General features: G+C 75.2%; 6 protein-coding genes. 4 read left to right on the forward strand and 2 right to left on the reverse strand.

Annotated features, from left to right (window positions below):
- Window positions 1-11: 11 nt before the first annotated feature.
- The 4 genes from LQ51_RS09370 to LQ51_RS31130 all read left to right on the forward strand — a co-directional run bounded on the left by LQ51_RS09370 (window position 12) and on the right by LQ51_RS31130 (window position 2,493).
- Window positions 12-863 (forward strand): metallophosphoesterase family protein, encoded by an 852-nt coding sequence (locus LQ51_RS09370; protein ID WP_046564326.1) that lies wholly within the window; start codon window positions 12-14, stop codon window positions 861-863.
- Window positions 860-1,579 carry a 4'-phosphopantetheinyl transferase family protein gene (locus tag LQ51_RS09375; RefSeq protein WP_046564318.1) on the forward strand — a complete coding sequence of 240 codons (720 nt, stop codon included), beginning with the start codon at window positions 860-862 and terminating at the stop codon, window positions 1,577-1,579. Before LQ51_RS09370 ends, LQ51_RS09375 begins: the two co-directional genes overlap by 4 nt.
- A gap of 111 nt (window positions 1,580-1,690) precedes the next feature.
- On the forward strand, window positions 1,691-1,990 hold the full coding sequence (locus tag LQ51_RS09380; RefSeq protein ID WP_046564319.1) for a hypothetical protein: 300 nt from the start codon (window positions 1,691-1,693) through the stop codon (window positions 1,988-1,990).
- Window positions 1,990-2,493, forward strand: a complete 504-nt coding sequence (locus LQ51_RS31130) for a hypothetical protein (RefSeq protein WP_052744795.1) — start codon at window positions 1,990-1,992, stop codon at window positions 2,491-2,493. The genes LQ51_RS09380 and LQ51_RS31130 overlap by 1 nt, the downstream gene beginning before the upstream one ends.
- 197 nt (window positions 2,494-2,690) lie before the next feature.
- Here the strand turns inward: LQ51_RS31130 and LQ51_RS09390 are convergent, their stop codons facing one another.
- Together LQ51_RS09390 and LQ51_RS09395 are read right to left on the reverse strand one after the other, a co-directional pair.
- Window positions 2,691-3,323: a TetR/AcrR family transcriptional regulator gene (locus LQ51_RS09390; RefSeq protein ID WP_197087609.1), complete on the reverse strand. Its 633-nt coding sequence runs from the start codon at window positions 3,321-3,323 to the stop codon at window positions 2,691-2,693.
- A gap of 91 nt (window positions 3,324-3,414) precedes the next feature.
- The coding region (locus LQ51_RS09395) for a type I polyketide synthase (RefSeq protein ID WP_046564321.1) at window positions 3,415-6,916 on the reverse strand (3,502 nt) is incomplete at its 5' end.

Here is a 6,916-nt window from a genome sequence, read left to right on the forward strand (position 1 = left end):
AGGTGAACCAGGTGGGGCAGACCCGCACCGGCAACCTGCTCGCGGTCAGCGACCTGCACGTGGCGTACCAGGAGAACCGGGACGTGGTGGCGGGCCTGCACCCCGAGACGGACGACGACTGCCTGATCGTCGCCGGTGACGTCGGCGAGCTCTTCGCCGACATCGAGTGGGCGCTCACCCTGCTCAGCAGCCGGTTCGCCACGGTGATCTGGGCGCCCGGCAACCACGAGCTGTGGACGCCCCGGCAGGATCCGGTGCAGCTGCGCGGCGAGGCGCGCTACCGGGAACTGGTGCGGCTCTGCCGCGACCTGGGCGTCCGCACCCCGGAGGACGACTACCTGGTCTGGACCGGCGCGGGCGGCCCGGTGGCCCTGGTCCCGCTCTTCCTGCTCTACGACTACTCGTTCCGTGCCCCCGGCACCGCCACCAAGGCCGAGTCGCTGGAGCGGGCGTACGCCGCCGGGGTGGTCTGCACCGACGAGATGCTGCTGCACCCCGACCCGTACCCGAGCCGGGAGGCCTGGTGCTGGGCCCGGGTGGCCGAGACCGACCGCCGGCTGGCGGCGCTCGACCCCGCCGTACCGACCGTGCTGATCAACCACTATCCGCTGGTCCGGGAGCCGACCCGGATCCTGCGCTATCCCGAGTTCGCGCAGTGGTGCGGCACCGAGCTGACCGCCGACTGGCACCTGCGCCACCGCGCCGCCGCCGTGGTCTACGGCCACCTGCACATCCCGCGGACCACCGTGCACGACGGGGTGCGCTTCGAGGAGGTCTCGCTGGGCTACCCGCGGGAGTGGCGGCGGCGCGCCACCCCACCCCGCCCGGTGCGCCGGGTGCTCCTGCCGGAGCCGGTGCGGTGATCGAGGAGCTGCTGCCCGCCGGGGTGGCCGCGGCCGAGGCGTACGACGACCCGCCGGAGGCCCGGCTCCTGCCGGCCGAGGAGGCGCTGGTGGGCGGCGCGGTGGAGAAGCGGCGGCGGGAGTTCACCACCGGTCGGCACCTGGCCCGCCGGGCCCTCGCCGAACTGGGCGTGCCGCCCGTCGCGCTGCTGGCCGGGCCACGCCGCGAGCCGCGCTGGCCGGACGGCACGGTCGGCAGCATCACCCACTGCGCCGGCTACCGGGCCGCCGTCGCCGCCCGGGCCGGCACCCTGCTCAGCACCGGGATCGACGCGGAGCCGAACGAACCGCTCCCCGCCGGGGTCCTCGACTCGATCGCCCTGCCGCAGGAGCGCTCGCGGGTCGCCGAGCTGGTGCGGCGCGAGCCCTCGGTGCGCTGGGACCGGCTGCTCTTCAGCATCAAGGAGTCGGTCTACAAGGCCTGGTACCCGCTCACCGGGCGTTGGCTGGACTTCGAGGAGGCCGACGTGACCGTCGACCCGGCGGCCGGTACCTTCCGGGCCCGGCTGCTGGTGCCGCCGCCGGCGCTGCCCGACGGCCGCCCGCTCGGCGGCTTCACCGGCCGGTGGCTCGCCCGGCGCGGCCTCGTGCTCGCCGCCATCGCGGTCCCGGTGGCCGGGCCGCCCGCCGCGCGCCGGCCGGCCGACCCGGCGGGCGCCCGCCCGGCGTCCGGTTGACCGGGTACGACCACAACGCGCGCTTCAAGCTGCCTTTGGTCCGGTACCGGACGATGACCCCCTACGCCGCCCGGTCGAACCCGTCGCCCGGCACGGATTGGAGGCCCCACGATGAGCGTGGACGGTAAGTGGAACCTGGTGATCGAGTCGCCGATGGGTCGCCAGCAGGTGTCCGTCGATCTCGTGGAGAACGCCGGCACGGTGACCGGCACGATGGTGAACACCGGCCAGAACCTGTCGACCGAGATCTTCGACGGCACGGTGGACGGGGACGCGCTGCAGTTCAAGGCCAAGCTGCCGCACCTGAAGATGACGGTGACCTTCGACCTGACGGTGCACGGCAGCCAACTGTCGGGCAAGGTCAAGGCGGGCAAGTTCGGCGGCTTCAAGGTGTCCGGCGAGCGCGCCTAGTGAACGGCCGGAGCCGGGTGTGGTCGGCGCTGCGCGCCTGGTGGCGCGAGTGCTGGGCGATCCTGCCGCACTTCGCCGTGACGATGAGCGGCTGGGTGCCGCCCACACCGCCCGGCGGCACGGTGGCGGGGGCGCCTGGCGGCTGGGCCGCCCCGGCCGGCGGCCCCCCGCCCGGCTGGACCCCGGCCGCCCCGGACCCGACCGCCGGGGACCAGGCCGGGTGGGACCCGGCCGGGCCGGACCCGGCCGGTCGGGACCTGACCGGCCGGGGCCTGGCGGGGCATGACCCGGCCGGGCGACGTCCGGCCGGTCGGGACGCGTCCGCTGCCGTTCCGGCGCCGCGCCGGAACCCTGGCGGAAGCGGGTCCGCCGCCCATCCCGACGTCCGGCCGGCGCCCCCGCTGAGTCGCCGGGAACGGCGCGCCTGGGCGGCCCTGACCGGCTCGCTGCGGCTCAGCTCCGACGAGGACAACGGCCGCACGGATCCGCCCGTGCGGCGCTGAGCCCGCCCACTGTGCACGGTGCCCGCGGGCCGGGGGCTGCCGTTCCGGGGCCCGCGGTTCTGCCGTCCTGAGGCACGCGGTGCTGCCGTCCCCGGGCCTGCGGTGCTGCCGTTCCGGGGCTCGCGGTGCTGCCGTCCTGGACCGGTGCGCGGTCGGTGCGCCGCGGCCGTGGCCCGACGCTGCGGGGGCGCGGTGGCTCAGGAGGGGTCGGCCGGCTTGCCGACCACGCCGTGCAGGAACACGTCGACCAACGTCTCGACCGGCGTCTCCGCGCCGCCGGGTGCTCCCCGCCGCGCTCCCCGCCGTCCGAACAGCATGCCGAGGAAGATGACGGCCAGCTGCTCGACGGGCAGCCGCAGCGTGCCCCGATCCGGTTCCAGGAGCCGGACCACCGCCTGCTGGGTGCGTTCCACCGCGTCCGCCCGGCTGTCGGTGGCCCCGCCGTCACCCGGCCTGGCGCGCTCGCGCCGGCGGCCGGCGGTGTGCATCGCGGCGGTCACCGCGCCCATCCGCTCGAGATAGGCGTGCAGGGTCGCGGCGGCCTCGGTCAGCCGGGCGGCCAGCGGCTGATCCAGCGGTACGCAGTCGAGCTCGGCCAGCACGTGGTCGTTGCGCAGGGCCGCCGCCAGGCAGGCGTCCAACAGTTCGTCCTTGTCGGTGAAGGCGCGAAAGATCGTCGCCTCGCCGATCCCGGCCGCCTTGGCGATCTGCAGGGTGCTCACGGAGGCACCGTGCTCGACCAGGAGCGGCAGGGCGGCGGCCACGATCATCTCGCGTCGGTCTTCCGGACTCATCCCCGGCGCCCGGCGCCGGCTTGTCGTCTCCGTCATGCCGTCACGGTACGGAGTGAGTACTCACTCCGTCAACGGATTTCGGCCCGGCACGGCGGCCGGTCCCGCCGCCGTGCCGGACTGCCGCTGCTCAGCCCACCTTCCGGCCCAGCTCCTGGTCGATGAAGTCGAAGATCTCGGTCGTCGACGCGGTGTGGATCCGGTCGTCCAGGTCGCCGCCCTCGGCGGGCTCCCACCGCTTGCCCAGCAGGGCCAGCCGCCGCTGGAGGCGGTTCCTCACCTCCTGGAAGGTGGCCTCGTCGAGGGTGGCCTCGGCGAGCACCCGGTCCAGCCGGGAAAGCTCGTCGAGAACGTCCCCGGTGCGGCCCGCCCCGCTCACCGGCATCCGGGTCAGCAGGTAGCCGGCCAGGGCGTCCGCCGTGGGATGGTCGAAGACCAGGGTGGCCGGCAGTCGCAGCCCGGTGGCGGCGTTGAGCCGGTTGCGCAACTCCACCGCGGTGAGCGAGTCGAAGCCGAGGTCCTTGAACGTGCGCTGCGGCTCGACCGCCTGCGGATCGGCGTGCCCGAGCACGGTCGCGATCTGCTCGCGCACCAGCCCGAGCAGGTAGGGCAGGCGTTCGGCCTCGTCGAGGGCGCCGAGCCGCTCGGCCAGCGCCACCCGCGGCGCGGCGCCGGCCGCCGGCCGGCGGGACTCGGGCAGCAGGCCCCGCAGCATCGCCGGCACCGGCCCGCCCCGCAACGCGGCCAGGTCGAGCGCCACCGGCACCAGCGTCGGTTCGCCGCTGGCCAGGGCGGTGTCGAGCAGGGTGTGGGCGTGGTCGGTGGGCATGGGTAGCAGGCCGTTGCGGGTGATCCGGGTCTGGTCGGTGGTGGTGAGGTGGCTGGTCATGCCGGTGGTGTGGGCCCAGTAGCCCCAGGCGAGGCTGGTGGCGGGGAGGTTCAGGGTGTGGCGGTGGTGGGCGAGGGCGTCGAGGTAGGTGTTGGCGGCGGCGTAGTGGGCTTGGCCGGGGCTGCCGAGGGTGCCGGCGGCGGAGGAGTAGAGGACGAATGCGGTCAGGGGTAGGTGGTGGGTGGCGTGGTGGAGGTGCCAGGCGGCGTCGATTTTGGGGCGTAGGACGGTGTGGATCTGGTGGGGGGTGAGGGTGTGTAGGGCGGCGTCGTCGAGGACGCCGGCGGTGTGGAAGACGGCGGTGAGGGGGTGGTCGGTGGGGATGCCGGTGATGAGGGTGTGGACCTGGTCGGGGTCGGCGGTGTCGCAGGCGACGACGGTGGCGGTGGCGCCGAGTTGGGTGAGCCGGTCGACCAGCTCCGTCGCTTGGGGTGCGTCGGGGCCGCGTCGGCTGGCGAGCAGGAGGTGTCGGGCTTGGCCGGTGGTGGTGAGGTGTTCGGCGAGTAGGGCGCCGAGGGTGCCGGTGCCGCCGGTGATCAGCACCGTCCCCTCCGGATCCAGGGCGGCGGGTGCCGGTCCCGAGTCACCGACGACGCCACCCTGGCCCGCGCCCTGCGCGGCCTCGACGGCCCGGTACCGGGCCAGCCGGGGGGCCAGCAGGGTGCCCTCGCGTACCGCCAGTTGCGGCTCGCCGGTCGTCACCGCCGCCCGCAGCGCCGCCACGCTGCCCGGATGGTCGTCGGTGTCGACCAGGACGAACCGGTCCGGGTGCTCGACCTGGGCGCCGCGGACCAGCCCCCAGAGCGCCGCCCCGGCCAGATCCGCCACCGGGTCGCCGGGGCGCGCGGCCACCGCGCACCGGGTCAGCACGACCAGTTGACTCTCCGCGGTGCGCTCGTCGGCCAGCCACGCCTGGAACGCGGTCACGGTCCGTTCGACCACCTCGTGCACCGCCAGCGGATCACCGGTGGCGTCCGGCCCGGTGGCCCGGACCAGCACGGTCTCCGCCACGGGCTCGGCGGCGGCCAGCGACGCCACCAGGTCGTCCAGCCCGACCGCCGGCGGTACGGCCGACGGCAGCCCGCCGGTGGCGACCACCGGTGACCAGGCCACCCGGTGCAGCGTGTTCCGGCCGCCCGCCTGGCGCAGCTGCTCGGCCGGCAGCGGGCGGACGGTCAGCCCGGCCACCGTGACCACCGGTGCGCCGGCGGGATCGGTGGCGGTCAGCCGGACGGTGTCCGGGCCGGTCGCGGCGAGTCGCACCCGCAGCTCCCGGGATCCGGTGGCGTGCAGGGTGACGCGGGTCCACGCGAACGGCAGTCGGACGCCGTCGGCGTCGCCGGTCAGGGCCAGCGGGTGCAGGGCCGCGTCGAGCAGCGCCGGGTGGATGGCGTACCCGTCGACGTCCACCTCGTCGGGGAGGCGGATCTCGGCGTGCACGTCGTCGCCGTCCCGCCAGACCGCCCGGACACCCTGGAACGCCGGCCCGTACCCGAGACCGGTCGTGGCCAGGTCGGGATAGGCGGTCGTCACGTCGGCGGGGGCGGCGGTGGCGGGTGGCCAGCCGGCCGGCTCGGGGTCCGCCTCGGCCGGGGCCGGGGTGGCGGTGAGGGCGCCGGTGGCGTGCCGGGTCCACTCCTGGCCGTCGCCATGGGAGCGGATGGTGAGGGCCCGCCGCCCGGCATCGTCCGGCGCGCCCACCTCGACCTGGAGCTGCAGGTCGGTGTCCGGGTCGAGGATCAGCGGCGTCTCGATGGTCAGGTCGTCGAGGTGGGGGTGTCCGGTGTGGTGTCCGGCGTGCAGGGCGAGGTCGACGTAGGCGGTGCCGGGGAGCAGGACGGTGCCGGTGACGGCGTGGTCGGCGATCCAGGGTTGCCGGTCGAGGGTGAGCCGGCCGGTGAAGAGCATGCCCTCCTGGTCGGGCAGCTCGATGGCGGCGGCGAGCAGCGGATGGTCGGCCGCGCCCTGGCCCAGGTCGGCCGGTTCCCCGGCGGTGGGCCGGCTGGTGAGCCAGTAGCGCTGGCGCTGGAACGGGTACGGCGGCAGGTCGACCGGCGCGGTCACCGCCGGCAGCAGCGGCCGCCAGTTCACCGGCAGGCCGTGGGTGTGCGCGGTGGCCAGCGCGGTGGTGAGTTGGTTGGTGGTGTCGCGGCGCAGGGTGGGTAGGGCGACGATCTCGTGCTGGTCGGCGGTGTCCTCGATGGGTTGGATGAGCACGGGGTGGGGGCTGACCTCGACGAAGGTGGCGTACCCGTCGCGGAGCAGGGCTTGGGTGGCGGTCTGGAACTGGACCGGGTGGCGGAGGTTGTCGTACCAGTAGTCGGCGGTGAGCGTGTCGGTGTCGATGCGGTCGCCGGTGTAGGTGGAGTAGAACGCGACATCCGTCGTGGTGGGTTGTACGCCGTCGAGGGCGGTGTGGACCTCGTCGCGCAACGCTTCGACGTGGGGGGTGTGGGAGGCGTAGCCGACGGGCAGTACCCGGGCGGGGATGTCCCGCTCCTTGCAGTGGGCCACGACCGCCGCGACGGCGTCGGGGTCGCCGGCGATGACGGTGGCGTTCGGCCCGTTGACCGTGGCGATGTGCGCTCGGTTTTCCGAGCCGTGGAGGAGTTCGGTGACCTGGTCGGCGGGCAGGGCGAGAGACGCCATGTCGCCGTGCCCGATCAGTGCCCGCAGGGCTTGGGCCCGCAGTGCGACCACCTTGGCGGCGTCGTCGAGGGACAGGGCGCCGGCGGCGTGGGCG

The organism is Micromonospora sp. HK10 (genome assembly GCF_000982955.1).
Lineage (GTDB): Bacteria > Actinomycetota > Actinomycetes > Mycobacteriales > Micromonosporaceae > Micromonospora.